Annotated in this window: 23 protein-coding genes; 16 read left to right on the top strand and 7 right to left on the bottom strand. The window is 60.1% G+C overall.

The genetic code is table 11. The features are described from left to right. Positions 1 to 232: 232 nt before the first annotated feature. Positions 233 to 610, top strand: coding sequence for a hypothetical protein (locus BM364_RS07235; RefSeq protein ID WP_092422840.1), 378 nt, complete (start codon positions 233 to 235; stop codon positions 608 to 610). Here BM364_RS07235 and BM364_RS07230 read toward each other — a convergent pair. From BM364_RS07230 to BM364_RS07215, 4 genes are all read right to left on the bottom strand, one after another. After that, entirely contained in the window at positions 607 to 1,053 is a 447-nt protein-coding gene (locus tag BM364_RS07230; protein WP_139232531.1) for a hypothetical protein, read from the bottom strand. The two genes, BM364_RS07235 and BM364_RS07230, sit on opposite strands and share 4 nt — an antisense overlap. A 294-nt stretch (positions 1,054 to 1,347) precedes the next feature. Then, positions 1,348 to 3,033: a response regulator receiver domain gene (locus BM364_RS07225; RefSeq protein WP_092422836.1), complete on the bottom strand. Its 1,686-nt coding sequence runs from the start codon at positions 3,031 to 3,033 to the stop codon at positions 1,348 to 1,350. Beyond that, complete coding sequence (locus tag BM364_RS07220) at positions 3,030 to 6,026, bottom strand: ATP-binding protein (RefSeq protein ID WP_092422832.1); 2,997 nt, start codon at positions 6,024 to 6,026, stop codon at positions 3,030 to 3,032. The genes BM364_RS07225 and BM364_RS07220 overlap by 4 nt, the downstream gene beginning before the upstream one ends. Beyond that, complete coding sequence (locus BM364_RS07215; protein WP_092422830.1) at positions 6,019 to 7,092, bottom strand: DNA cytosine methyltransferase; 1,074 nt, start codon at positions 7,090 to 7,092, stop codon at positions 6,019 to 6,021. The genes BM364_RS07220 and BM364_RS07215 overlap by 8 nt, the downstream gene beginning before the upstream one ends. 765 nt (positions 7,093 to 7,857) lie before the next feature. Between BM364_RS07215 and BM364_RS18190 the strand changes: the two genes are divergently transcribed. From BM364_RS18190 to dinB, 13 genes are all read left to right on the top strand, one after another. After that, complete coding sequence (locus BM364_RS18190; RefSeq protein WP_139232530.1) at positions 7,858 to 8,145, top strand: hypothetical protein; 288 nt, start codon at positions 7,858 to 7,860, stop codon at positions 8,143 to 8,145. A gap of 104 nt (positions 8,146 to 8,249) precedes the next feature. Beyond that, positions 8,250 to 8,783, top strand: coding sequence for a hypothetical protein (locus tag BM364_RS07205; RefSeq protein ID WP_092422826.1), 534 nt, complete (start codon positions 8,250 to 8,252; stop codon positions 8,781 to 8,783). Positions 8,784 to 8,975: 192 nt separating this feature from the next. Next, positions 8,976 to 10,997 (top strand): AAA family ATPase, encoded by a 2,022-nt coding sequence (locus tag BM364_RS07200; RefSeq protein WP_139232529.1) that lies wholly within the window; start codon positions 8,976 to 8,978, stop codon positions 10,995 to 10,997. 2 nt (positions 10,998 to 10,999) lie between these two features. Then, the gene (locus BM364_RS07195) at positions 11,000 to 11,191 is read left to right on the top strand and encodes a hypothetical protein (protein ID WP_139232528.1); all 192 of its coding nucleotides are present in this window, start codon (positions 11,000 to 11,002) and stop codon (positions 11,189 to 11,191) included. Continuing rightward, positions 11,172 to 11,531 carry a DUF6634 family protein gene (locus BM364_RS18870; RefSeq protein ID WP_425284872.1) on the top strand — a complete coding sequence of 120 codons (360 nt, stop codon included), beginning with the start codon at positions 11,172 to 11,174 and terminating at the stop codon, positions 11,529 to 11,531. The genes BM364_RS07195 and BM364_RS18870 overlap by 20 nt, the downstream gene beginning before the upstream one ends. A gap of 311 nt (positions 11,532 to 11,842) precedes the next feature. Then, positions 11,843 to 12,679 (top strand): protein NO VEIN domain-containing protein, encoded by an 837-nt coding sequence (locus BM364_RS07185; protein WP_092422818.1) that lies wholly within the window; start codon positions 11,843 to 11,845, stop codon positions 12,677 to 12,679. Between the two features lie 12 nt (positions 12,680 to 12,691). Beyond that, positions 12,692 to 13,897, top strand: coding sequence for a hypothetical protein (locus tag BM364_RS07180; RefSeq protein WP_092422816.1), 1,206 nt, complete (start codon positions 12,692 to 12,694; stop codon positions 13,895 to 13,897). 38 nt (positions 13,898 to 13,935) lie between these two features. Further along, positions 13,936 to 15,294: a phospholipase D family protein gene (locus BM364_RS18805; RefSeq protein ID WP_210186396.1), complete on the top strand. Its 1,359-nt coding sequence runs from the start codon at positions 13,936 to 13,938 to the stop codon at positions 15,292 to 15,294. A 175-nt stretch (positions 15,295 to 15,469) separates the two neighbouring features. Beyond that, positions 15,470 to 15,655 (top strand): hypothetical protein, encoded by a 186-nt coding sequence (locus tag BM364_RS07170; protein WP_092422814.1) that lies wholly within the window; start codon positions 15,470 to 15,472, stop codon positions 15,653 to 15,655. Next, positions 15,655 to 15,933, top strand: coding sequence for a hypothetical protein (locus tag BM364_RS07165; protein WP_092422812.1), 279 nt, complete (start codon positions 15,655 to 15,657; stop codon positions 15,931 to 15,933). The genes BM364_RS07170 and BM364_RS07165 overlap by 1 nt, the downstream gene beginning before the upstream one ends. Positions 15,934 to 15,998: 65 nt before the next feature. Further along, entirely contained in the window at positions 15,999 to 19,322 is a 3,324-nt protein-coding gene (locus BM364_RS07160) for an error-prone DNA polymerase (RefSeq protein ID WP_092422810.1), read from the top strand. Continuing rightward, positions 19,322 to 19,711: a hypothetical protein gene (locus BM364_RS07155; RefSeq protein ID WP_139232527.1), complete on the top strand. Its 390-nt coding sequence runs from the start codon at positions 19,322 to 19,324 to the stop codon at positions 19,709 to 19,711. Before BM364_RS07160 ends, BM364_RS07155 begins: the two co-directional genes overlap by 1 nt. Positions 19,712 to 19,766: 55 nt before the next feature. Next, a complete protein-coding gene (gene dinB / locus BM364_RS07150; protein WP_092422806.1) occupies positions 19,767 to 20,837 on the top strand; it encodes a DNA polymerase IV in 1,071 nt (356 codons plus the stop codon). Between the two features lie 5 nt (positions 20,838 to 20,842). On the opposite strand, the gene BM364_RS07145 is transcribed toward dinB, so the two are convergent. Continuing rightward, positions 20,843 to 21,631, bottom strand: coding sequence for an SOS response-associated peptidase (locus tag BM364_RS07145; protein WP_092422804.1), 789 nt, complete (start codon positions 21,629 to 21,631; stop codon positions 20,843 to 20,845). A gap of 280 nt (positions 21,632 to 21,911) precedes the next feature. On the opposite strand from BM364_RS07145, the gene BM364_RS07140 reads away from it, so the two are divergent. Continuing rightward, on the top strand, positions 21,912 to 22,364 hold the full coding sequence (locus BM364_RS07140; protein WP_092422802.1) for a GNAT family N-acetyltransferase: 453 nt from the start codon (positions 21,912 to 21,914) through the stop codon (positions 22,362 to 22,364). A 222-nt stretch (positions 22,365 to 22,586) separates the two neighbouring features. Here BM364_RS07140 and BM364_RS07135 read toward each other — a convergent pair whose 3' ends face one another. Continuing rightward, positions 22,587 to 23,438 carry a hypothetical protein gene (locus tag BM364_RS07135; protein WP_092422800.1) on the bottom strand — a complete coding sequence of 284 codons (852 nt, stop codon included), beginning with the start codon at positions 23,436 to 23,438 and terminating at the stop codon, positions 22,587 to 22,589. A 435-nt stretch (positions 23,439 to 23,873) separates the two neighbouring features. Between BM364_RS07135 and BM364_RS07130 the strand changes: the two genes are divergently transcribed. Further along, on the top strand, positions 23,874 to 24,452 hold the full coding sequence (locus tag BM364_RS07130; protein ID WP_175528499.1) for a TetR/AcrR family transcriptional regulator: 579 nt from the start codon (positions 23,874 to 23,876) through the stop codon (positions 24,450 to 24,452). 675 nt (positions 24,453 to 25,127) lie between these two features. On the opposite strand, the gene BM364_RS07125 is transcribed toward BM364_RS07130, so the two are convergent. Continuing rightward, positions 25,128 to 26,216, bottom strand: coding sequence for a TniQ family protein (locus BM364_RS07125; protein WP_175528497.1), 1,089 nt, complete (start codon positions 26,214 to 26,216; stop codon positions 25,128 to 25,130).

The following is a 26,216-nucleotide window of genomic DNA, read 5'->3' as shown; positions in this document are numbered from 1 at the left end:
GACGAAATCGTGTCGCTTCCGCAAATGGATTATCGGAGCGTTCGCAAGAATTAAGCGTGCAATCCCACTTTGATTGGTCATCGGCAACAGGACTCGATAATCGGGAGCCGAAGTCGCCTTCACCATCCCCGGCGATGACGCGTCCGCCGCGTCAGATCGATCGCTCGGCGGCTCGTTGACTCTTTCGCATCCCTCTCCGAACATTTGCCCAGGACACAAGATAGGTGATCAAATGGACCCCGTTGCAAACCTCGGCAATCTCCTCGGCGGAATTGCAAACCTCCCCTTCGTTCGACCGTTCGGTGCGTTGCTCCTCAGTATCGTCAGCGCATGGTTGAGTTGGACCGGGAATGGCGAAGGGTGGCGCGACATCATCCTCGCGATCGCCGTAGCCCTAGCTGTCTGGACCTTCCTGGAAGCGCAGTCCGGCACAATGCGGGGCTTCGTCGTCGGGCTCTTTGCGTTTCAGATCTCGACGGGTCTGACGACGATCGGCATGATGTCGCCGACGACCCCCCAGCTGTGCATCATGACGCCCGGCGAGGACATGGCAAGTTGTGCCGAAAACCTGGGCGTCCATCACTCGGCGATCTCGGTCAATCCGAGTTAATCAGTCGGCATCCGGCTCGGATGGGTGGTGGTGGTTTCCGCGCTGCGACGCCAATAGTCCGCCTGTATCGGTAGTGCGTCGTCGCCGTCGTCGAGGGCAAGCACAACGCCCCGCATGCTGGAATCGTACATCTCCATCAGGCGCTCCAGCACGATATGGGGCTCGACTATGGACCCCGTAACTGGGAGGTCGCCAATCCTTCCATTCTCGAAGGGCCCATCGAATGCCGCGAGATCAGCGACCAGTCCATCTACGATCACCTTGGCATTGGCGAGCGCGTGGATCGAGGCAGGGTGGACGAAGTCCGACCGGCTCAATAGGGCGTCCAGCGATATCGCCACCGTCGCCATACGTTGGCGCCAGTTCCTGACGTCGGTCATTTCAAGTTCGGTGCCGTTCACCCACTCGGCCGCCACGATGTGGGCCTCGCGCTGCGCCTGCATGATCGCGAACCTGGCGAACCATGCGGCCTCCTCTCCCTGCCTTCGTCGCTCGCGGCGAGCCCGCCGGGCCTCTCCTTGTGCGAGCCAGGCCGCGCCCACGATCGCGGCCACGGAGCCGGCGGCCTGTGCCCGGCAGCCGCGTCGGCAGTCCAACCGACCGCGACGACCTTGTCGTATGTCGCCCAGCCGGATATGCCGATCACGACGAAGGCTGCGGGATAAAATGCAGCCGCTAGGGCCGACCGGGCCAGGCGGAGCGATCGTCGCCCGATTTTCGCGGCTTGCTTCCAGAAATCAGCCTTCGCCATCCGCTTTCATCCTGACCCACTCGGCCTCGATCACGCCGACACGGGCGAGGGAAGTGCCCAAATCGTGCGCGATTCGTTGCGCATGGCTGGGCTTGAGCTGGGCCACCCATTCGTATTCCTGGTTCTCGCCTTTCAACCTGAACCGATAGCCGTCCTTGGCCGCCATAACCATGTGCTGGTTGCCGGCAACGAATGTGTCCATGAAGAGCTGATCGCGAGGCTTGCCGTAACTGTAGAGTTCGAGGAACCCTTCATTACCGGGGCGCTCGATGACGACACCTTTCGACTGGCCTTTGCCGGCATTTGCCTTCAGCTCCCAGAGGGGGAACCGGTAGGCGGCCCCTTCGGTAAGACGGACGCAATCGCAGAGGGGCATCAGGCAAACGGCGTAACGCTGCTCTTCCTGTTCCTTGCCCTCCTTATCGACCGTCTTCACGACATACCGGACAACCGTTCCGAATTCGAGGAAGCGCTCTTCTCCATACTGCGTGCGGGAGACGTAAAGTGCCGCTAGACGCTCGCTCGCTTCGGTCTTACCCGACCCCAGCTCCTGATTGAGCTGCCTGATTGCCTTGTAGGTGAACTTCACCTCTTTCTTGACCGCGTGAGGCCCTTCCTTGAGCATCCGCGTCGCGTATAAACCAGCTTCAGTGGGCTTGTTGTCCGCGCCCGTCCATGCGGTTTTCAGGTTCAGGGCGCCTATGGCGTCGTTGGCCATGGCCTCTGCGTCGGCGGGAGCAAGTCGATTGTCGATCATCACGGCCAGCGCTTCTTCGGCGAGCAGCTCCGGTATTTGCTCGAAGGCGTCGTCTGCCGGCGAGATCAACCCCCTTTGGGCCAGGAATACGCCGTCCATATCGGCGCGGAACTTGTCGAGGATTTTTTTCGTGTTTGTCCGGACGCTCGCCAGGCCATGGAGCGCCATGGACGGCAGTATCCCTGCGTGCATCTTGGCGAACTCGGCGATGATCCTTTCAGCGAGCGCGGCTTCGGCAACCTCGGCGGCCTGGGCCTGATCGGCCGGGCGACCTGTGGTCGGCTTGCCCAGCACGATTATCCGAGAGGATCCGGCGTTGAGATCGTATTCGCCGTCAGTCTGCACTTCGAGGTTCAGTTTGCCGAGGTGATCGAAAACCTGCTGGGCGACGTGCTTGAGATTTTGGGTCGAAGTGTAAATCGCGAAAAGGCGAACGTGATGGGGAACCGTGGTCTGGGCGGTCGTGACGAGGCCACCGATGAGGTCCATGACCTTCTTGCCCGGCTCCTTATGGAATTCCCAATCGAGGATCACGACGTCGGCGCGCTCGCAGAGCTTGAACAGTTCCGATTCGGGCCCGGTCTCGAACCCCTTTGCCGGTTCGTACAGGGCGCAAACCATCCGTTCCCTGGCGAACGATTCCACGAGATGCTTGGGATGATAGAGGGCTCCGGTGTCAGTTTCCGCCGATAGCGCCGCTTCGGTGGCGGCCACCTCTTTATCGGGGACTTCGATGACCTTTTCGACTTGCGGCTCGACCGGCCTGCTTCGGAAAATTGTCATCGCTTCGGCCGGCGCGGCTACCGCCTTCACCGCCTTAGCCGGCACATGCTCGTAAATCTCGTCGTCGACGAAGACCACGCTTTGCAGGTATTTCCGCGCCGCCGAACGGGCAAATTCCTGAGCCGTCGTCAATTCCTCTTTCCTCCGCCTCTTCCGGTATCGATTGCGAACGTCACGGTGTAATTCGGCCGCGGATCCGCAATGCGCAACTCCATGCCTTCGGCTTCGAGCGCCTTCGCTGAAATGAAAAGTCCAAGTCCGCGGCCGCCCGCCTTCCGACTGAAACCGCGTTCGAAAATTCTCGCGTTGTCGTGCCCTTCGACCGGCGGCCCGTTGTTCGAGATAAAGAGCGTGCCGCCTTCCGCGTGCATTTCGATGCGCCGGTCCTCGGGCACCGAATTCAGCCAGTGAAGGGCGTTGTCGACTATGTTGATCACGGCCGGATACAGCGTCGACGGGTAGCATTCCACAACGGTATCGAGGAACGGCTCGGTGGCCTCCAGCGTAACCTGGTGACGCTCCAGTCGATTGGAGAAGAGTTCGTTGCAATAATTGCGGATATCGCGGCCGTCGATCCTGATCGCGGCCCGCTGAAGCCGGCGCTGCAGCGGGGTGAAAAGATTGAGGTGGCCATCGAGGTGCTCGAAATTGGAGCGGATGGATTCGTATAATGGACGCAGTCCGTCACTGCGGCGCGAGATCTGGCCCAGTTCCTGGATGCTGCGGCGCACGCGCTTGATGGACGCGCTGAACTCGTGGTTGATGATGGCCACGGCCAGGCCGAGTTGGACCATTTCGAAGTCCTCGTCCGCCTGCTCTTCGAGCGCAAGCATGCGCTCTTCCATCGCTTCCATGATCTGTGCGGGCGCTTCGCCGTCGGAGGCCCGCAGGTTTTCTGCCAACGATGCGAGCATATCGCGGGCGGCCATTAAGGCATCGCGGTGCCGCCCCTCGATTTCGGTGAGCTGGTCTTCCCACTTGCGTCGGAGGTCTTCGATGCGATCTGGTTCCATCCCGGCCAGGTCGGTGCGATTGAGGTCGGCTTGAATCGCCCGTACTGTCTCGTCGAGTGCAAGTCGAGCGCGCTCGGTGATCGTGAACACCGTCTGCCGGGTGTCGGAGGCGGTCGCGTTGGCCTGCTGCACCGCCTCCGCGAGATCCTTCTTCCGCTCGTTGGCGAGAGACTTAATGCGCTCCTCGAGGCGTTTTCGCTGATCGACATAGACGCGAGCCTGTTCCGCGACGGCGCCGAGAGTACTGGCAACCTGCTCTTCGAACGGCGCAAACACTTCGGTCTCCAACTTCTGCCGTTCGACGACGTAGGCGTCCCAGTCGCGCTGCAGTTCCTTGCCCAGCGCCACGCCGGAAGGACGTTTCTTCGTATATTTCTTGCGTAATTCGGCCAGCGAACCGATGGCGTGCTGTTCGGCCCTGATGAGGGCGGCGGCCGCCTTGTCCTGATCGGCGATCGCCGCCGCGGCATCCATCCTCGATTGCGTGACGCGCATCAAGTTCGCGACTTCGGTTGCCGGGAGGCCGGCGCGCACGTCCTCGGAAAACGAGTCGAGCGCGATGGTGAAATTGCGCTTCTTAGTCGCCGACTGCTTCTGTTGCCGCTCTAGGGCGGCGGACCGTTTCCGGATCTCGGCCTGTGCGGTCTCAAAAGCTTCGGTGTTGGCGCCTGACTTTCGGAAGAACTCGGCGGCCAGATACAGCAGCAGGTTGACGAGGATATCCCTAATTTGCCTATAGGCTTCATTCTGCTGATAGCCCTCGCGGCCCGCCTTTTCCTGGAGCTCGCTATTGTTTTCCCTGGTCAGCAGCACCGCGCCGAACATTCGCCGGAACGAGAAGAAGTAATAGCCAGCGCCTTTGTTGCGGCGTTTCTCGACGTCGAGCCAGTCGAAGGAATAGTCGCCATACGGCAGGATCCTCACGCCGTCGCGGTAGACATAGATGCCGCCGAGGTGGTTGAGCTTCTCGTTGAGCGGCCAGTAGACGTCGGTCGGCATCAGGCTCTCGGTGGGGCGCCCCATGACGTAGCCGAAATTGACGTCGAACGGTCCGCATTTCGTCCGACGGCCGTTCGCGCCACCCCAGGGGATGACGATGTCGTAGTCCTTGTCGTAGACCCGCAATGTGCCCTTGAACTGGCCGAACTCGTCGACGGCGCCGTCGAGGAAATGGTCCGACTGTTGCAGGAGCTCCGCTCGCGTGAAGAACGTCGCCGGATCGAGCAGCTCCTGGCCTTGGGCGTCGCCGGCGCGCCAGCGTCTAAACGAAGTCGCGATGCGCGGTTCGGTATCCTTGCCGAAAACGCCCTCTGAAAAGCCGAGCAAGTGCTTGCGGAACCCGTAATCATCTTCGCGTTCCTCGTGCGCCAGATCGAGCTTGATCACCGGGTTGCTCGGCGCGATCAAGAAGTGCGTTCCGGTGTTCGTTCCGGCTAGGGTAAGGTGGTTAGCCTCTGTGGTCGCGAGGTAGCCATAGACACTTGCGAGGTCAGGCTCGAAGGCGTCGATCTGCTCGATGATGCCGTCGACCTCGGCTTCGGGATGGTGGCCTTGAATGGCCAACGCGCAGTCCTTCAACTGCGAGCGCATCCGGGCGAGCGTCTCTTCGTCGGGCAATTTTCCGTCTTTGACGATCTCGACCGGTATTTCGATTTCTTCGAGATTGAGACCCGGAATCTCGAACAAACCCCAATGTATAAGTCCGGCCACCAGGTCATGGACCCCGTCCTCCCGCACGGCGCGCGTCAAGACAAGAGTCTGGGCGCCGAGCAATGCGATCGCCAGGCGACCGATACCCTTTTCGCCGGTGATAGGACGGACCTTGGCATCGGCGGGACGATAGGGAGGAGCGCTCGCCACGGCTTTGCTCTCGGTGCCGAGGACGAGCCACTTGTCGACGAAGTCGGCGTGGGTCATACCGAACCCGTCGTCACGGATTATGAGGAAGCCTTCGCCGTGGACGCCGAAGTCTTCGAAATGATCAACGGCGATCCTGTCGGCGTAAGCATCATGGGCGTTCTTGAACAGTTCGACCAAAGCGTTCTGGACGCCGGCGATCTGTTGCCGGCCCAACATATCGACAGCGCGTGCCCTGGTCTGGATCCTAGCCATTTCTGACCGAGTTCAAATGCATCCCGATGCGTTCGGCGAGAGCCGGCGGAACGGCATTGCCGATCTGGCGGGCAATGGCGTTGATGCTTTCCCCATGGAACCGATAGTGGGTGGGAAAAGTCTGGAGCGATGCGCCTTCCCTGATCGAAATGGCGCGATTTTCTTCCGGATGGCCGAACCGGCCGTTGGACAAACTGATGAAGCGCGTGGTTATCGTCGGGGCAGGGCGGTCCCAGGCCATTCTGCCGTAGACGTCGCGGAACATGTGGTCCTTGTCCCGGTAGGCATCGATTTGCAAATCCGGGTCCCCCGCCCACGCGAAGCGATTGCCGCCTGTCGGCGTCAATGAAATCCTGCGCACGTTTTTTTCGGTCAATGCCGCCGAGGTGTGAAGGAAGTCCGTATCGTCCCGATGCCCTTGGCCGATTTCGGGGAAGCCGTTCGAAACGCCGATGAAGTCGCCTACGTTGAGCGGAACGCGGGTCGTATCGGCGGGGAGGGGGCTGACCGTCCTGACGCGGGACGCGATCAACAGATAACGCATACGGTTTTGGGGCACGCCGAAGTGGCTGGCGTTGATGACGCCGTCCCGGAAGTTGTAGCCGAGGCCCGCCAAGAACGACAGGAAGTCGGTAAGGATCGAGCTATCCTTGCTGCGAAAGAGGCCCGGCACGTTTTCGACCACGACATAGCCCGGTCGGAAATACCGTATGAACTTCTGAAACTGCTTGAGCAGGAATGCCGTCTTCAAGGACTTGGTCTTGTCCGTGCGGATCTTTGACCAGAATTGACAGGGCGAGCATCCGCAAAGAATGAGGTCCGGGTCGTTGACCTTCAATCCGAGCCGCCTGCCCAACTCGGGCGCGCTGAGGCGGGTGATGTCGCGGCGGACGTACTTGGCGCCGGGCACGTTGGCCTCGTAAGTCTTCTTGCAGTCCTTCGAATTATCGATACCGCCGAGAACACGAATGCCGGCCTGAGACAATCCATACGACATTCCGCCGGCGCCGCAAAAGAAGTCGACGGCGCGCAAGGGCTCGGTGATGACAGGGCTAAGGTCCGACATCCATGCAACTACATTATTATTCGAGGCACCAATCACTTGGTGTTTTTAAGTTTGTAGCGGGATTCGGTGAACGGTTCCCTATTTCAACAATGCACGGCCTGCGCCGGAACGCAATGGCGCACCGGACGGGCAATAAAAGCGGCGCTCGAAGCATATCGAGCCGGCGACAGGATGTCGGGACAACGGCGACACCAGATTGGTTCGGCGCAGGTACGAAGACGTCAGGGGCGGAGATTGCGCAACCGAACGCTAAAAGGATAGCGATTGCTAACCTTCGCGCGGCATAGGCCAATCATGGCCAAAAAAGCACAACCTCAAAACCTCGCTTTGTAGGAAGCGATCCTGAGCATACAAGCGAGCAGAATGAGGTAACAGGCGCCCGATCCAAACGCGACCGCGGTACGGGCATGGGCTTGCAGTTCTGTCGCTTCTTGACCGGGGACGCCGGCAAGGAGCTTGCTCTCGCAACTTTGCTGGAGGCCACATCCGAAGACGTCGACCGGTTCATCGGATCGCTCAAGCCGGGCGTGCGGCAGTCTTATCGAAGGTCTCTTGTGCTGTTCTTCAACTCCCTGGTTGAACAGGGCCACAAGGAGTCTTCGGTTATGGACAGCGCTCGCTTCTGGCCGAGAGCCGCCCCTCCGCCGCGCGGTCCCCAAGCGCTGGGCGACGCTTTTGAGCGTTTTCGACGGGTCGGACGATCGGATCTCGGCATGGTCAGCGGCCGGCTACGCAATGTTTCTGACCCTACATCGGAACCTTGGTTTGAGCGCGGCCCGGATCGGCATGATAACGGCCGGTATGGCCCGGTCAGGCATCATTCGGGAAGAGAACTGGCGCACCGGCTCCGTGAATCAGATCGCCGTAGACTCCGAGTGTGCCGCAGCGATTGCCAAGTACCTTGCCCTCCTGCCGGTGCGGCTCGAAGACACCGACCAACTCATGCGGCAGAGCGAAACGCTCGCTCCGGCGGACACCAAGACTGTCCTTCATGCAATCAGGGTACAGGCGGCGAATGCCGGGGTGCCGTTCACGATTTCCGAAATCCCCTGAAGGCGGCTCGATTGGTCGGCCGACGCGCCCGGAGCGATCGACGCGCTGTTCGCGTCGTTCCGTCGCATCCATCCTCGCTTCGGTGCCGGACAGGAGCGGCACTGATGGGTATCGTTCGACCGAAATTCGATACTGGTTTCATCCAAGAGTATCTTGATCGCGTGGAGATGCTAGCAAAGACGCCGGCGTTCTTCAGGGGTGAGGAATTGACGGCAATGCGTGCCTGGGCCGTCGCCGAGCTTGCTTTTTCGAGCGGGGTGGTACCTACCCGTCTGGCCGGCCTCTTGTCGTCGGATCGGGACAGCGTAAGGTTGGCTGTCAGGATCGACGGAAGGTGGATACCGATCACCGAAAAAGCCAACGCCGCCATAGACACGTACAGAAGCCATCTCGCCGCGCATCGGGGAAACCCCGGTAACTTCCTCCTCAGCAACGCGAGCGATCCTTCAATTGCGATTTCCCCAAGAAGCCTGACCCTGGGCTTCGGATGGATCAGGGAACGCGTCGGCATCCATGTGGCGGCCGTGGATTTGGTGAACGCTTTCACGGTCGAAATGAAGGCGCGCGGGATGTCGGCGCGCGAGCTGGAGTACATCACCGGCATACCGGCGCATCGGATAGAGTTTCGACGTCGCTGAAACGCCTGCGGCTCGCCAAGCTCGTTCGAACCAAATAGGCATCGTTGCCGATGTTACAGAATAACCTCTGGACGGTGCGTGCAGTGTCTTGACAGATGTTCTCTATTTGTTCTTAGATCGCTTTGCTCACGTAAGCAGCGCGTGACCTTCATAGCCGTCGGCCGAACGGCCGTCACCAGAAGGAATAACGCCATGAGCGAAACCGAGACTGCCGCGGCATCCGCCGCGGACCTGCTTGCACGCGCCTATATCGACGCGCTCGCGGCAGCCGAAAATGTCAAAATGAAATCAATGGTCCGGGGACCGGACGCCAAGGATTCGCTGTCGACGATCCTTGACGAGCTTGAGGACGATCCCGACGAGGATGCCCCGCACCTGAGGGTCGACCTCGTGATGGCGGCCGTTCTGACCGCCAAAGCGGTCTCGGCGGAGCCGGGCCTCGCGCGCCGCCTGCGCAAGGAGGCACCCATCGTCACCATGGAGACCCATACTGCCGATATGGTGCCGCTCGTCCGCGCGATCGTCGACGATTGTGCTGCCGCGACCAACAAGGGGCGGCACATCGTGGCCCGGGATGGGTCGGAGAAGTCACATGCGCCCGACAGGAACAACGCCGAGGTCATCGCGGCGTTGAACCGACGCAAGCTGACCGTGGGCATCGCTCCGGATGTCCGCCGCTACCTCCCTTCGACATTGATGCGCATGACCGAATACCGGCTCGTGCTACCCGCGATCGACGACTGGGCGATAAAGCTGGTGATCGAAGCGGTGACCGGCGAGGCTTGCTCACACCCGATTGACCCGCGGCTCGTCCGCAACGCCGACATGAGCGACCTTTCCCTCGCGATCCGTTCCGGACTTTCTCCCGCCGAATGTGTCGCGCGCCTCGTCAAGATCGTACACGAAAAATCCCAATATGCCGGTGAAGGACCCGCGCTTGGCGACCTTCACGGATATGGCGAAGCCATGGAATGGGCGCTTGATCTCGTCGAGGACCTGCGGGAATACCGCGCCGGTCGCCTCGACTGGGAGCTGGTCGACAATCGCGCGCTGCTTCTCGCGGGCGCACCCGGTTTGGGGAAGACGACCTTCGCAGCGGCTCTCGCCAAGTCGGCGGGGGTGCCGCTCATCTCCACGTCGGTTGCGGAATGGAACGCCTCCTCGTACTTGAGCGGCACCTTGCAGATGATCCGCGATGCGTTCGGCCGGGCCCGGCGCAACGCGCCGAGTGTCCTGCTCATTGACGAACTCGACGGGATTTCCGACCGCGCCAGTCTGACCGGCGACTATGTCGAGTATTGGTCGCAAATCGTCAATTATCTCCTTGAGCATTTATCGAGTGGCGCCGAGAACGTCGGTGTGGTCGTAATCGGAACGACGAACTTTGCTTCCAAAATCGACCCCGCCATTCTTCGCTCGGGTAGACTGGACCGGCAGATAATCTTGACCGCACCCGGGCCGGAAGATCTCGCGAATATCTTCGGCCATTACCTGGCGGACACGATCCTCAAGGGGGACGACATGATGCCTCTGGCTTTGGCTGCCGAGGGCAAAACCGGCGCCGACGTTGAGGCCTATGTCAAACGCGCTAAGGCCGCGGCACGGCGCGCGCGTCGCGAATTGCGCATTTCCGATGTTCTCGACCAGATTCAGAAAGGCGGACCGAAAATGCGTCAATCCGTGCGCCGTCGCGTTGCAACCCATGAAGCGGGGCACGTTATCGTCGGACGCGCGCTAAACGTCGGAAACTTTCTGGTGGCATCCATCGGGGAGGGCGGCGGACAGGCCTCGTTTGCCGACGCCATAGACATGGCGTCGACGCCCCGGGAAATCGAGAACGTCATCTGTCTCTTGATGGCCGGGCGTGTTGCCGAGCGGCTGACGTTCGGTGATTGCGCGATCGGGTCGGGTCTGGAGGAACACTCGGACCTCGCTCGTGCGACCAGTCTGGCGGAGATGCTGGAAACCAAAGGGGCTGCGGGAAACCTTTACCTGCCAGACGACCCGGCCCGCAATATGTTGCGTTTGCCTGGCCTTCTTTCCGCGGTGAAGACCAGGCTCGACAAGGGCGAGGCGCGCGCAGCCGAAATCCTCGAGGCCAACCGTGCGCTGCTCGACGACATTGCTGCGCGTCTCGACGCCAAAGGGTACCTGTCGGCCGCCGAGATCGACAAGATCGAAGTCGTCGCACGCGTACGGGAGGCGGCGGAATGAGGATGGGCAGGTTCGACGGCCCTCGTGCCGGTTCCGCGGGCGCGGACGCGGCCGATTTGATTGATACGATCGATGCCCTGGAAAGCGATCTCGACTTGGAGGAGGGGACCCTGATCCGCGAGTTGACCGCGATCATCGGGCGCCGGCGTCGCTTCGCGGCGTTGAGGCGCGATCATGACTTCCGCTTCCGTTGACCGCGGCAGGGGCAACGCCATGACGGTTCTCAACCGTAAAACTATCCTCGATGGACTTCGGGCGGCTGCGGTCATTCGGGCCGGCGAGTTACCTACCGAGGCGGACCTTGCGAACGCACCCACTCTTACGCTTTGGACCTATGAACCGCTGTCGGGTGAATTTTACCGTCTCGCAGGGATCGTCGCGGGGCACCCGCGACTGCCGGATGGATCATGCTTCACCAGCGCGGTACTGGCAATCGATCCCTGCCTCAAATGGGCGAGGACAGTAAGTAGATTCTACAAGCTTGGTCCTTCCATTCTGGAGATTACGAAACGCGAAAACTCCTCGGGTGCTTAAGACCGCGTCTGATGGGCCGTAACCTCGATGTTCGCGGGTTGGGGGGCCTCCGCAAGGAGGCCCTCTTCAATTTCGAGGCCGCGGCCATACCGGGCGCGAACGCAAAGTTGGCGGCGGAAGTCCGAATAATGCCCGGGGGTGACCGAGCGTGCGCGTAGCACTCGTGACCTAGCGGGAGGGTTCGCCACATCGTGACGCAGGTTGGCGGACTGAGTTCGCATGATCCCAACGCACATATCCCGAGATTTTACAGTGCAGACAACAGCTTCTCGCCAAGGGCGAACTGAGGCATTCTGGTTCGCGGGGGTACCATGGCCGAACAGAGCAGACCGGGTGAAAACTGGAGCGCGATCGAGCTAGATGCCATCATCGCCGATTATTTCGGCATGCTGGGAGATGAGCTGGCGAAACGACCTTACGTGAAAACCCATCATCGTTTGGCGCTTATGCACATGACCGGCCGATCGGCCGCATCGATCGAGTTCAAGCACCGCAACATTTCTGCAGTTCTTCAGGAGTTGGGCCTTCCCTGGATATGGGGGTACAAGCCGGCACCGAACTACCAAGACGCCCTCGTCGACGCAGTGGACCGGTACTTGAGTGGCCATCGCGAGATCGTGGAAGAACAGCCAGTCTTGATGCCAGCCGCGCCCAAGATCTCCGACGATACATTCACTGACGTCCCTGTGCGGACATCGCGGCCCCGGCGCCCAACTTTCGAGCGGCTAGTGCGAAAGTTCGATCCAGTTGAGCGTGATTTCCGAAACAGGCGGCTCGGTCGCGCGGGTGAGGAGTTTGTGGTCAAAGTCGAGCACCAGCGTCTTATAGCCGAGGATCGGTCTGACCTCGCGAACAGGGTGCGTTGGGTGGCGATGGAAGACGGTGACGGCGCCGGCTTCGACGTGCGGTCGTTTGATAGGGATGGCCGAGAGCGTCTTATCGAGGTGAAGACCACCAATGGCGCAGCGCATACGCCGTTCTTCATGACGCGCAACGAGCTGGAGGTTGCGGAAGAACGGTCGGACCATTGGTACCTATACCGGGTCTACATTTTCGCGCAGCAACCCAAGATCTTCACGGTCCGGCCGCCGTTGGGATCGGTATTACAACTGAACCCGGAAACATGGCGGGCAGAACCTGCTGCGTGAAACCGAGGAACGATGGCTTCTACGATATTTCAGCGACTGACCGCGACGAAGCTTGCGCTTGATGAGATCGAGGAGGTGATTGCCTCCCATTTCGGTCATTCGAGCTGGACGGACGACGGACACGTGGAATTCTCCCATCTTGGCCTTTTCGTGCCCGATGTGGCGCTGACCTTGCTCCTGGGGGAGGACAGGCGCCCGCGCGACGCTATTGCGGGGCCGGGCTTGAAGGATAGCGACATTGAGGCGATCGAGACGGCATTGACGAAGCTGGCTTCGACGAGCACCTACGTGCATTACCGGCAGGTCGCATTCACGAACGCACCGGTGAGATCGGCCTACAAGTACAAGGATTACTTCCAGATCGTCCCCGTCCCGATCGGTTCCCCCGTACCAGCGCAAGCGATGGCGGAATGGCCGTTCGTCTTCGAGTTCACCTATATGGGTTCCGCGAACATGTCGATCGACGCGCATCGGCGAGCAAAAGCGGAGTCGAAACTGCTCTCCCTCCTCAACGTGCTTTTCATCTCTGGCGTCTTCGTCAGGCCGTCGCACGAGAAGGTGTGGGTCATGGGGCCGCGCGGCGAAACGCAATATCTTCAGGCCGGGTACTACCATCCCGTCCCGAGCGGTCCGCGCTTTTTAGAACGGGCCCTTTATCCGCCGATGCGGCGATCACCGGCGCAAACCTATTATGGTGGGTTCGCGGAGACGCTGTCGGGGTTCTCGCTTCCGGACGATATCGAAACATCCCTCGACTGCTATCACGCAATGTCGGAAGCCGATCGGGACCGGTTCGACATCGCGGCTCACTGGTTCAGCAGGTACGCGGACCTGAAAAAGGTTTCGATGTCATCGGGCATCGTCGCACTGGTGACGGCATTGGAAGCGCTTTCGCCAAAGTCGCGGGTCCCGCCCTGTCCGACCTGCGGAAATATCAGCGCGGCTGTGCGCGGGTTCCAGACGCTGCTCGATGCAGTGCTCCAGAGCAATACCGAAGCGAAGGACCAATTCTATCGGCTTCGATCAAAGATCGCGCATGGCGCCTGGTTGCTGCATAGCGATTTCTCGGCCTGGGGAGGCGGCAGCCAAGCGCGGCTCGAAGAATTCGACGTCTATCGTCTCGAAGAGACCGTACGACAGGTGCTTTATCGATGGTTGCAGCCCGAGATCCGCGACCAGGTGGAGCGCGCGGCAGCGAGGTCACATCGGCACGGGTGATATTGGGCCAGCGGGACGATGGTTTTTGGGAGCGCGATTTGAAGTTGATTTTGAACGGGTTGAACGGCCGGTACCTCCGTGACCTATTGGAAGTGGCCAAGGATGAGACCGCTCGGGTCGACGCCGCGGTTGCCTACGCAACCGAAAGCGAACTCCTGTTTGATTGGTGTTGGGATAACGCAATTCCATTGCGCTATTGGGGACGTTTTGACGATCAGGTGCCGGTCAGTATACCTGTCCTCGAGGCCTTTTTCGCCCGGCGGTCTGGACGCTACACCTGCCAGCTAGTCCGCAAATTTCATCCGAAAGTCATTTGGTGGCGCGGTTTCGGCGCGTATATCGGGTCTGCCAATCTCACTCAAAGTGCCTGGTGGAACAATGTTGAAGCTGGTGTTTTCCTGACCGAAGCCGAGATGTCCGAGGAGGGACATGATCGGCACCTGGAGATCATGTTCTCCGAGATCGACAAGCACGCGGCTCCGTTGACCAGTGAATTGATGGACTTGTTGAGGAAGCGAAACTCCGAGTTATCACGACGAAAGAAGGAACAGAGATCGGCGGACGACGCTTTCCTGAACACCACGCTGGTGCCGCATTGGGATGGCCTCGCGCGCGTCGGCAGGAAGACGGCCAAGGAGAGGGAGAGGCAGGAGTTCCTGGACGAATGGGCCAGTACGCTTCAAACCATCCGCAACATTGGCGCCGCGATCTCCGACAAGAAAGTCCGCCCGACTTGGATTGGGGACGACGTCCCGCTGGGCGCTCAGGCCGATCAGTTCCTTCATGCCTACTACTATAATGATGTCATAGGCGAACGCGGGCGGTCGAACTATGAGTTGCTCTTTGCCGCGAACCGGGACGATCCAGACGCCGCCGTCACTGCGGCCATGGAAATCTGGAAAAAGCTACCTTCTTCATCACATGAAAACCGTACCCTGAACACTGTCGCGCCTATGCTGCGAAAGGCCTTCTCCGAGGGGAACCTGGCGCGTCTGACCGAGGACGAATTCGTTACGGCCCTAGGTGGCATACACGCTGCCAGCGAGTATGCCCGCCGCGTGAGAAACCTGAAGGTTGGTCTGAAAGACGGGCCCAAATATACGATCCCCGAAAAGGTCAACGCGTTGGCGCGTCACATCTATCGCGCACCCGAGCGGGGCGGAAATCCCGTCCTCTCCACCCTGGACTTTATCCTGTACGGCGGATCGGGCGCGGAGGTCCCGCATCGGCTCTGGGACGCAATGAACGACCCGAAGCGCCGTATCGAGCTGCTCGGCGTAAGTTCGCTCGGTGAGATCGTCGGTTGGGCGCTTCCAGATGTCTACCCGCCACGCAATGGTCGAACGAGCAAGGCGCTCCGGGCACTCGGACATGACGTCCGCGTCCATGTCGACTAATCCCACTTTTCTGGAACGATACCAACTCCTAGAGCCCAGGGGCGGCCAAACGTTTGGCGGAAGCGGGTGCAAGCAGACGGCCATCCATCCAACGGCAGGCATAATGTCGCCTGGCTTATCGAGGATTACCGACGGCGGACAACATCCTGGATGCGCTTGGTAAGCACCTGCCGGGATGATTGAGTTCCGGATCGGCTTCGCGCTCAGGAGCGATCACAAGCTGCGCGGCTTCACGCTCAACGTCGGTGCCGACCAAGCGATTACCACCTTGGAACGACATGCAGTCATAGATGCGCTCTTTCTCGAAATAGAGGACCATATCGATGAGGCCATTGCCTCGACGATGGTGGAGTTGAATTGATGACGCTGGCCATCTCACCACTCGATACCGAGCGTGAGATCAGGCGCCTGCGTAATCTCTTCGGCCAATTGCAGCGCATACCCCAACGTCGTCGCGACGACGAATGCGCCGAGGCGAGGGCGCTCGACATCTTGTTCCTGCTCCGACAACTTGGCGACGACTGCAGCGACCTTCGGGCAATTGAATTATCTCGCCAAAATGAGCCGGCTTGCGGGATAGGGCAGGCCACCTTTTCCACGCGTTATCCACTGTTGCAAGTGACGCGCACGACTCCTTGACCGTCCACCGAGTCAAATGAGAACAAAGACGGAACGTAACGAACTCGATTCCGACTTGCCTCGCTATGCAGCGTTCTGCCAAACCTTACGCCGAGCTTCTCGCGGCGACGAATTTCTCATTTTTGCGCGGAGCGTCTCACCCGTTCGAGATGGTGGGACAGGCTGCTGGGCTCGGGCTGTCGGGTATCGGCATTTGCGACCGCAACAGTCTTTCAGGCGTGGTCCGCGCCTTTGCCGCCGCTCGCGATTTGGCAAAGGACCATCCGCAGTTCCGGCTCGTGGTTGGCGCTCGCATCGTGTTCTCGGACGGAACGCCAGATGTCGCCGTCTACCCGACGGATCGCGACGCCTATGGGAGATTGAGCGCCTTGCTGACGGTGGGCAACAGGCGTGCGCCCAAGGGTGAGTGCCGTCTGACGAAAGAGGACCTCGTGGACTACTCCGAGGGTCAGTTGATGATCGTCGTACCGCGTCAGGATCAAATCGAGGAAGACGGTGCCATCGCCGGATGCCTACAGGAAGCTGCGCCAGGGCGCGTCTGGTTAGCCGCTTATTACCGGTTTGACGGCGTGGATACCGCAAGGCTCAACCATCTTGCGCGAACGGCTTTGACGGCAAGAGTTCCTCTGCTCGCCAGCATGGATCCGCTCTACCATGAGCCGGGCCGGCAGATCTTGCAGGACGTGCTCACCTGTATCCGAGAGCATGTCACCGTCGACCGGGCCGGATTTCGGTTGGCTGCCAATGCCGAACGGTTCATCCATCCTCCCGAGGAAATGGCTCGCTTGTTTCGCGGCTATCCAGCCGCCTTGGCAGAGACCAACCGCTTCCTGTCATTGATTTCGTTCAGCCTCGACCAGCTCAGGTACATTTACCCCGAGGAGACCGTCGGCAATGGCGAGACGGCACAACAGACTTTGGAGCGCCTCTCTTATGACGGCGCCCGTTCACGATACCCCGATGGCGTTCCAGAGAAGGTCCAGAAGGGTCTCGCGCACGAGCTCGCGCTGATTGCCGAGATGGGCTATGCGCCGTATTTTCTCACGGTCCACGACATTGTCCGCTTCGCCCGCCAGGAACGCGGCATTCTCTGCCAGGGCAGGGGATCTGCCGCAAACTCGGCCGTCTGCTTCTGCCTCGGCATCACCGAGGTCGACCCCATGCTGGTCGACCTTCTCTTTGAACGCTTCGTTTCCACCGAACGAGATGAGCCACCCGACATCGACGTCGACTTCGAGCACGAGCGGCGCGAAGAGGTGATGCAGTACATCTACCAGAAGTACGGTCGCCATCGTGCTGGCCTGACTGCCAACGTCATCACCTATCGGGCCAAGGGCGCCATTCGAGATGTTGGCAAGGTTTTCGGCCTGAGCGACGACACGATCTCGATGATCAGCGGTCTCAACTGGGGCTGGGGCAGCATCGACATTCCAGAAGACCGGATGCGCCAGATCGGCATCGACCCCAATGACCGCACCATCGCCATGGTCATGGCTTTGGCCCATGAACTCTACGGCTTCCCGAGACACCTCGGCCAGCATGTCGGCGGCTTCGTCATCACCCGAGATCGCCTCGACCACCTGGTGCCCATTTCCAACGCCGCCATGGAAGACCGAACGGTCATCGAGTGGAACAAGGACGATCTCGATGAACTCGGCATCCTCAAGGTCGACGTTCTCGCTCTCGGGATGCTCAGCTGTATCCGGCGCGCCTTCAACCTGATCCGTCAGCACTATGGTCAAAGCCTGACCTTGGCGACAGTGCCGCAGGAGGATCCGCGCGTCTATCGAATGACCCATCGCGCCGACACGATAGGCGTCTTCCAGATCGAGAGCCGGGCGCAGATGTCCATGCTGCCGCGGCTCAAGCCGTCCGAGTTCTATGATCTGATCATCGACGTGGCGATCGTTAGACCCGGGCCCATCCAGGGCGACATGGTCCATCCCTATCTCAAGCGTCGGCAGGGGCTGGAGCCGACCGTCTACCCGTCACCCGAACTCGAACAGGTGCTCAAGAAAACCTATGGCGTTCCCCTGTTCCAGGAACAGGCCATGAAGATTGCTATCGTCGCCGGCGGCTTCACGCCGGGGGAGGCCGACAAACTCCGCCGGGCCATGGCAACGTTCAAGCGCACGGGCGGCGTCGGCATATTCAAGGACAAGTTTATCAACGGCATGCTCGAACGCGGCTACGAAAAGGACTTTGCCGAAGCCTGCTTTCGCCAGATAGAAGGCTTCGGATCCTATGGTTTTCCCGAGAGCCACGCGGCCAGCTTTGCGCTCCTGGTCTACGTTTCCTGTTGGCTCAAGTGCCACTATCCCGATGTTTTCGGCGCGGCGCTCCTTAACTCCCAGCCCATGGGCTTTTACGCGCCGGCCCAGATCATCAGCGACGCCCAGGCACATGGTGTCGACGTTCGACCTGTCGACATCAACCTCAGCGATCTCGAAGTCGTCATGGAGCGGACCAATCAGGCGGGGCTCACCCTTGCGCCGCGTCATGTAGAAATGGCCGAAGACATTTGGGGCAACATGGCCATTCGCCTGGGCTTCAATCTGGTAGGAGGGCTCAGGACCGATCATGCCAATCTCATTGTCGCCAAACGCCGCGGCGGCTACGACAGCATCCGCGATCTCTGGCTGCGAACTGGATTGTCGCCGAAGATCCTCATCGTTCTGGCTGAAGCCGATGCTTTCCAGTCTTTGGGCCTATCCCGCCGTGACGCCATGTGGTCAATCCGCGGCCTTATCGGCAACCATGGCGCAGAGACCCTGCCACTGTTTGTGGCTGCAGGCGCGCCGGCTCCTATCAAGGACGACGAGAGTCATCTGCCGCCTATGCTCTTGGGTGAGGAAGTCATCCACGATTACCGGTCGCTCTCGATCTCGCTAAAAGCCCACCCCATGAGCTTCCTTCGCGAGAACCTGGCAGCGCGACGTGTGATGGTCGCGGACGAACTGCGCATCGCCGAACCGGGCCGGCGCGTCAATGTCGCCGGGCTCGTGCTGGTCAGGCAACGGCCGGGCACTGCGAGTGGCGTCATTTTCGCGACGCTCGAAGACGAGACAGGCGTCGTCAACATCATTGTCTGGCCCAAGGTCTTCGAGGCCAATCGGCGCGTCGTCCTCGGCGCTCGGGTGCTTGGCGTTCAAGGCAAGCTGCAGCGCGAAGGCATCGTCATCCATGTCATAGCCGAGAAGTTCGTCGACCTGACATCGAACATGGCCGCAATAGCCGGTGGAGTATCGATCGGCGATCGCACAATCGCAAGGGCCGACGAGGGCAAGACCGGTGGTCCCAAAGGTCGGAACAGAGAGCAGGAGCAATACGAGGCTGCGGTCGCCAAGCGACTTCTCGATGCTCTGCCTGCGGGTCGGAACTTCCACTGATGCCTATGCGGCCGATCAGAACCCTGCAGGATTTCCACGACACGCATCGAGCCATCCATGCCTATTGCTCGCATTACTGGGTCTGCAGCCATGATGCCCAGCTTGCACTTGATCGTCTCGCTTTCCATCTAGGTTGGGGATTCGATTTCTATCAGGGACGGGACTATCTGGCGGGCCGGTTGAGATGCTCGATCTGCGGCTGGTCCCATCCCACCTTCGCCCTGGGTCACGCCGGCAAACGGCCCGAGTTCTCGGGGACGCACGGTGCCGGAACGGTGCCCCTGCCGGCCGAGGAACTGATTGCCCTGCAACGTGCGCGCGAGGTCCATATAGCGGACGAGATGCCATGGGTCGGCAAACGCAAGGGGGGCAGGAAGTTCGGCCGATGACTGCTGACAAAGGGCGGCGTGGTCGTGCTGCAGTCTCGCTCGGAAGGAGCGATCGATGACGGTTCGAAAGATCATTCATATCGACATGGACGCTTTTTACGCGTCCGTGGAGCAGCGCGACAATGCGGACTTGCGCGGCAAGCCCGTTGCCGTCGGACATGGCGCGAAGCGTGGCGTCGTTGCCGCCGCGAGCTATGAGGCACGAACTTTTGGCGTCCGATCGGCAATGCCGTCGATCACGGCGATGCGGAAATGTCCGCAGCTCGTTTTCGTGCCACCGCGGTTCGACGTCTACCGCGCCGTCTCGGCCCAGATCCGCGAGACTTTTGCCGAGCACACGGATCTCATCGAGCCTCTCTCGCTGGACGAAGCCTATCTCGACGTCACCGAGAACAAACAGAACATCGCACTTGCCACCGATGTCGCAAACGCCATTCGTGCCCGCATCAAGGAGGTCACGGGCCTCAACTCGTCGGCCGGCATCAGCTACAACAAGTTCCTTGCCAAAATGGCCTCGGGCTACAGGAAGCCGAACAACTTCTTTGTCATCCCGCCGGGCAAGGGCGAGGCGTTCGTCGCCGCTCTGCCGATTGAGAAATTCCATGGTGTTGGACCCGCGACTGCCGAGAAGATGCACCGCTTCGGCATCAGGACGGGAGCGGACTTGGCGAGCATGCCCATGGAACAACTTATAGAGCGCTTCGGCAGCTCGGCAGATTATTGGTGGAAGCTCAGCCGCGGTATCGATGAGCGCGCGGTCAAACCCAACCGTGAACGCAAATCCATCGGTGCCGAAGATACGTTTCCGGAAGACATCTCCACCATCGATCAGGCGCGCAGCCTGACCGCGCCATTGATCGATAAAGTCTGGGCCGCTGGCGAAAAACGGGGACTTGCCGGACGCACCGTCACCCTCAAAATCAAATTCGCCGACTTCGAGCAGATCACGCGTTCGAAGAGCAATGCCGGCCCACTGCGCTCGAAAGGCGACATGGAAAGTCTTGTCGACGACCTGCTCGTCCGAGAGTTTCCACCGCCGCGTCCCGTCCGCCTCCTGGGCGTTACGCTCTCGAACTTGGTCCAGGCCGAGACTGATGAGGAGATCCAGATAGAGTTGGCTCTTTAATCTGCCTAGCCTGCGACCCAGGACCCAGGTGGGTCCTCGCCCGGGCCGACCGAGACGATCTTGAGCTCTCCGTCGGGCAGGGGGCGTTGCAGACTGATCGCTTCTTCCTTTGGCGCCGTAAGCCACATCTCGACTTCGGCCGGTGTCGTGAGGATGACCGGCATCGCCTTCATGTGGATCGAGCCGACGACATCGTTCGGTTCGCATGTGAGGAAGCCGTAAAGCGAGATATGTTCTTCCTTGCCCAGCTTCTGCTTCCGCACCCCCGTCCAGTCTGGGATATGAATGCCTGCGAAAAAGGCGAGCGGACGCGTGTCGTCGAAAGCGAACCACGTGTTTCCTCGCTTCTTTCCGTCGGGGCCGCTCGTATTGTCGTATTCAGCAAAGCTCGTGACGGGCACGACGCAACGGTTCTCAACTCCCATCCAGCGGTTCCAATGCGCGTTCCACTTGCCGGCAGCAGTCTTGATGTTGCGCACATTGGTGGTGCCGATGTCTGGCTCTAGTGCGAGCATCGCAGTAAAGTCGATTTCCGCATCGGGCTTTTTGGCGCGGAGTTTCTCGACGCGCTTTACCGCTGCGTCGTAGATGACCTTCTGGCTCGAAGGCAAACCCCAACGCGCTTTCGTCAGCTCGCGTCCGCCTGCCGTGTTCCGCACAATAGGGCCCATATAGTCGGGGTATATGCCCGTCTGTGGCCCCAGGTTGCCGATGTTCTCCGCCACTCGAGCGACATCGCGGACGAAGTCGAGAATGGCCTCGCGGTTTGATGTGTGGCTGTAAAGGTTACACACGATGGATGCCGACTGAGTGGTTCAGCAAAGCTCGTTGAGAAGTGGTCTTTGGTCAATATGGCAACGCTTGCTGTTTCGCCGTTAGGAATGGAGGCATTTCCCGCGTCTGGTTTCGACCCCATTACGGTCATTGACCGAGTTCGTGCAGCGCCCTAAAAGCGGCCAGATAGCAGAAGGAGATTTATGCACAGAGGCTTGTGATTTCGACCGCGGTTTGCGGATTCACCTGGCACTGACATCGGTTGCCAGACCTTTTTGCATATCCTTCTTCGGAGTTGTCATGAAGAAACATGACCTCATCATCCGGCCCTACGCGCCAAAAGACGATTTGAAAACATTATCGCGCATCTGGCTTGATGCATCCCTACTTGCTCACCCTTTCATTGGCGAGCAGCGCTTGCTTGAGCAACGAACGCTGATCGAAGAGCAGTATTTGCCTAATGCCGAGACTTGGGTGGCGTGCGTTGACGAAGAGCCGAGCGGCTTTGTCAGCCTGCTCGATACCTTCATCGGAGGGATCTTCGTTTCTCCTTCCCAGCAAGGGCGCGGTATTGGTCGTCAACTGATCCGTCATGCGCTGACGCTTAAGGGCGAACTCGAGCTGGAAGTTTATACCGACAATCGGCAGGCCGTGAATTTCTACACCCGGCTGGGCTTTCGAGAGCTGTCACGACGTCCTCACGATGACGAGGGCTACGCTTTCGAAAATGCGCGTCTGCATCTAGTAGGCTAATGATGCGTCGGGGGCAGTTCGTGCCACCCGACAGTCATTTTGGACCCGGGCAAACCAAAAGCCGCCAGTCCGCAACCCACCCCTAAACCGCCAAGATCAGCGCTTCACAACCTGCCTGATCCTTTCCGTGAGTAGCTGGTGACCTCGAAAAAGGCGTCTGTTTCTGATTAGTCTAATCGAAATCAGACCAATCCGCGCGGCAGAGTCGCCACGGCCGAACGATCACGCGGATTTAGCCGTGTCTCGCAGGAAGTCGTGCGCAATGCGCCCGATTCGGACGGCATTGCCGATATCGTTCGGCAGTGTCGGAAAAACCGGCATGAACGCTTCGGTCGGGTCATGAACGAAGTAAGGCTTAAACGACCCGATCCGCCATGTCGCTTCGCCCAGTTCGGCGGCCAGCCCGAAATCTCCGCGCGCCAACGCTTCGGATGCCTGCCGATCGATCCGCTCGTGCTCGGCGATGTCCCTCGGTGTCAGCGCCGCCGGCGGGACATGCAGCGGAATACGGTGGGCTGCCGGGTTCCTGCGCTCACGGAATTCGGATACCCACGGAACGAAGGCTTCGAATTCGTTCCCCAGCGTCGCCAAGGCGGGGTCGTCGCGGAAAATTCGGGAAAAGAGGCTGACCGCCATGGGCCGTGCCGCTCGGGTGTTCTCGCTCCCAGACTGGTGAACCAGCATCCAGGCGTAGTTGTCGAGCAGGCCGTATATGTCGATGTAGATGGAGTTCAACGCCCGACAGCTGAGGTCCGCCTGTTCTTGAGAGAGCGGCACATTTCGGTCTGGCGATACTATGGATCTGAAATCGCGAAACGAGGCAGAGATCATCCTCCAACGCCGCATGATACCATAGCGGAAGAGGCGTTCCGCAGGAGCCGCAAAATCAGTAGTGGGTAACAGGAGCAGGGCGTCCCGGGTCACGCCGTCGACGGCCTGCGCAACCGTCAGCGCGTGCATTTCTTGTGCTTGTTGCTCGAAGTAGAGGTTGTTCGCCGAGTTGCCGTCGATGATGAAGCTTTGGGCGTACTGACGGTAATGCCACTGATAATCGACCTCTTCAAATAGCGACATGACCGTTCTCCATGCTCCCATCCGCCGAAGCGGCCGCGTCCTCACTCGATCTCTTCGTGTGGGACAAAATGTGGCTGCAAATCCTCGGCGCACCCGAGGGATCAGTCCGTTTGACACGTCGGCGGATCCTTCCGCAAGTTGACGCCGCGGTAAGGCTAACCTCGTAAGCACGTAAACACGGCGCACTAGAGTGCATTTCGTGCAGATATGCATACGATGCACTTGTGCATACCGTGCATGAATGCGCGCTACGCATTTGAAAGTTTGTGTTTTTTCATGAGGTTATCGGCGATTGCTTAGGTTTCGCGACGCGGACGAGCCTGAGGCTTCCTTTGCTCAATGCGTGCTGTTGCACGTCATGTAGGAGTGCACGCCGTGCAAAAACTTAATCCTTCGGAGGCAATGTGGATTCCAACTACCCCTGGGGCCCGAGCAATGACCAATGTCAGGTCCGCGCGTACCGGCGAAATCCGAGATCGAATCTGGGCCGCTGCGGATGCGGAGTTCGCCGAGAACGGTTACGAGGGCGCCACCATGACGGCCATCGCGAGGCGCGCCGGTATCGCCCTGCGGACCCTCTATAACTATGCCCCGCGGAAGGACCTGCTTTATTTCAGGGACCTCCGGCTTTTCGACGATCTACTTAAGATCGTGAGCGAGACGCCGCGAGCGGAAGAGGTCGGGGAGCGTATCCGTGACTATCTCATAACTCACCAGGGGAGGGACCGTGCCATAGTCGAGCGCGCCCCCAAGGCCTACGAGAGCCTTTTGTGGTCTCAGCTCGAGGAGCAAATGACGACACTACTCCGGCTTCGGTATCCGGAAGCGGCGCCGTCGATCATTCCGAGGACCGAAGCAGCCATGCTCGTCTTGATGGCGCGTTCTCTATACTGGCGCGAATTCTCGACGGCGGAGCGGAGCGGCCCCGGTGTTTCGGCCCAATGGCTCGACCTGACCGCTTCCATTGCAGCCGATACGATGAAAAAGCTCGGTGCCCGGCGCAAGGGTGGATGAGCTCGTAACCTATGGATAGCCTCGAGGGCCTCCGCGGGCGGACTGGGTTACCCGCCAGAGCGTGTCGATCGGCACGAATAGATCATCGCCCGACGCGATACATGATGTCCGCCAGTTTCCTTCATGGGAGTATCCCGATTGAGTGAGTTCGCCTAGCGCTAGGCAGACGTCGACGCAAGCCTCGATGGGAAGATCGTCCAAGCAGGACCACGAGGTGCTTTTCTACCGACCCAGTCGGCCGAGCAGGTATGCCTGGAAGGGCAGGGGGCGAGGTTGTGCAGGCCTCGTCGGCGGTGCGATGTCGCCAGCCCCGATAAGGCACTCAGGCTCGCTACCATACACGAGTCGAAAGGTTGTGAATTTGGCGCAGTGGTAATCGTGGGCTTGCGGGAGGGCTGGCCTCCTCGCTACCGGGCGGATACCTAAGGGAAGGTCGATGCCGAAAAGCGAACCTTCTGCGTGGGCATAACGAGGGCCGAGAAGCTATTAATGTACATCTACCAGGCGGACCGGTACCGCAATCCGCCTAGCCGATTTCTAGGGCCGGACGGTGTCGACGTCATTTGACTAACACCGGCATTGGCTCCTTCCCCCGCAGTTGGCTATGGCGCGCAGCGGCGGATGCGCCCACTGCGTGTTCACATGAATTGCGTTCGGCAACGGCGGTCCCGCATGTCAGCCCGCCGCCCGCCTGAGCAGCCAAACCACGTCGACGGGCACGAACAGTCTATCCGCATCGGTAGGGCATTTGGACATCCAACCGCCGTCTCGTAGTTTGGCGATCAGTTGAGCCATGCTAATTCCTAAATCCCCGGCACACCATTCGCCGTCCAGATAGTCAGTTCGCCAAAGGTCGTGGACGGGATATCCCAAAACTCGTCCAAGGCCGGCACACAACAAATCATTCAGTTTCTCGCCGCCCCGAGCATGCAGGGCGGGAATGCCGGCTATGAAACCCAGACTGGCAATCGGCTGCTTGGGAGATATGTTTCCCGTGCGTGCCCTGAACTCGTCGACTGCGGGAGAAAACGCTCTACCGACGTCACCGGCTGCCAGGCTGCGATAGCCCCGCTCGCGCCTCCGGGCCCTTTCATCATCGATGACGTCCGGCAACGAGAGTGCATAGCCGATCTCCAGCACGCCTCCGATGGCTTCCGCAACGTCTGCGGCCATAGGGAGGGGAAGCGCATCGAGGATCGGACAGGGGACAGGCACCGATCGTCCGAGCCTGCCCAGGAAATATCTTTCAAACGGCAAATCCGACGGACCGGCCATCGGCGCTGGGGGTAACTCCCAGATGGGAGCGGGACAGTCGTTGCATACCCACATATGCCGGTCGGACCAGGTCAACGGGTTGCCGCACGCGCAACTCCCTGTCAAAGGGCCATGGTCAGGACATTGGGTGATTTGAGGGAGCTCCCACTCGAAGCGAGCCGATTGCAACCCTGCACAACATGTGGGGCAAATGCGTCGCCTCTTTCCGTCGATTTCATCGGTCCGAAAGTGGTGCCCGGCAAACGACACGACATGGGAGAAGACCCACTCGTCCGCGAAGTGGCCGAATTCCGAAGAATCGCAGCCGAACGCTCTGGCCATAAGGGCAGGGTCCAGTTTGCGCTCGCTTTTGAGAGCTCCGATCCGTCGACGGAATGCCTTTTGAGAAGGCCAGCCGTTCGACGCCGTTGCGCGGACCATGAACGCGCGTCCGGTTTCGCCGACGGCGGGACGAACTGCAACGGCAGGCACCCAGGTCTCGCGGACCAA

The sequence above is a fragment of the Devosia crocina genome (assembly GCF_900116545.1).
GTDB lineage: Bacteria > Pseudomonadota > Alphaproteobacteria > Rhizobiales > Devosiaceae > Devosia > Devosia crocina.
This window is presented reverse-complemented; position numbering and strand designations above follow the sequence as displayed.